Annotated in this window: 1 protein-coding gene; it reads left to right on the top strand. The window is 46.2% G+C overall.

Annotated elements, in window-relative coordinates:
* Positions 1 to 389: 389 nt before the first annotated feature.
* Positions 390 to 1,313 (top strand): group II intron reverse transcriptase/maturase (ltrA, locus tag ACFQZT_RS32230; protein WP_379307057.1); only part of this gene is annotated, 924 nt, incomplete at its 3' end.

The following is a 1,313-nucleotide window of genomic DNA, read 5'->3' as shown; positions in this document are numbered from 1 at the left end:
GATTAACTAGGCGGTGAAAGTCCGCTGTGGGGGTTTGTAGTTACCAACCACTAGCCAAGAGCAAGGGTGTCCATCGTGAGGTGGAATCTGAAGGAAGCTGGAGGCAAAATTCCGACCCGAGGAACACGAACATGATCAGGCATAAGGTATGGGATGAGTTTGCACAACAAAACGAAGTCCAATTAACTACACAGACATACCAATGTAAATGATGCGGGTACATGGAAGGAAAGTGAATCGTCTTACCGTGGGAGGTCTCATGGACGCGGGGAGATGAAATTCGAATCGCGGTTGAAACAAGATTTATCATGAGAAGTCAGCAGACGCCATAGTACCTTGAGCAGTCGACGGCTCGAGGGAAGGGCTGAACCTTAGGAGGTGTTTAGTCAATGAAAGTTACCAAAACAGGAGCGAAGGGCAGCCAACTTCCAAGGGAAGTCTCCACGCAGAAAGATAGTGCGGAACATGAAGGATACGCGGGAGAGCACAATCCTGTAAGGATAACTGAAAACAACAACACCAACGTAAACGAGTCGAAGAAGGGATTACTTGAAGAAATCGTAAGCAGAGACAACATGAACCAAGCGTTCAAGAGGGTCAAAGCGAACAAAGGCTCTCATGGGATCGATGGGATGAAAGTAGATGAACTTCTACAATATCTCAAAGAAAACGGAGAGACACTCAAGCAATCCATTCTGGATGAAGCATACCGTCCGAATCCCGTTCGAAGAGTAGAAATACCAAAGGAGAACGGAAAGAAAAGGAATCTAGGAATCCCAACCGTTGTGGATCGAGTTATTCAACAGGCAATTGCCCAAGTGCTTACGCCCATCTACGAGAAACAATTCTCTGAGAACAGTTTTGGGTTCCGACCCAAGCGAAGTGCACACGATGCCATTCGAAAAAGCCAGAACAACATAGAGCAAGGGTACAAATATGTAGTCGACATGGACTTGGAGAAATATTTTGACACGGTGAATCAAAGTAAGCTCGTCGAGGTGCTATCGAGGACGATCAAAGACGGACGAGTCATATCGCTCATACATAAGTACCTGAAAGCTGGCGTTGTCGTGAAACATCGCTTTGAGGAAACAGAAATAGGCGTACCGCAAGGCGGAAACTTGAGTCCAATACTTAGCAACATCATGCTAAACGAATTGGACAAGGAACTGGAAAGCAGAGGCCATAGGTTTGTCCGTTATGCGGACGATCTGCTTATCTTCTGCAAAAGCAGGAAAAGCGCTGAACGGACTCTGGAAAACATTCTTCCCTTCATCGAGAAGAAGTTATTTCTTAAGGTGAACCGGGAGAAA

The sequence above is a fragment of the Paenibacillus sp. GCM10027628 genome (assembly GCF_042676385.1).
Classification (GTDB): Bacteria; Bacillota; Bacilli; order Paenibacillales; family NBRC-103111; genus Paenibacillus_E.
Note: the sequence above shows the minus strand (reverse complement) of the source record. Positions and strands in the feature narration are given on the sequence as shown.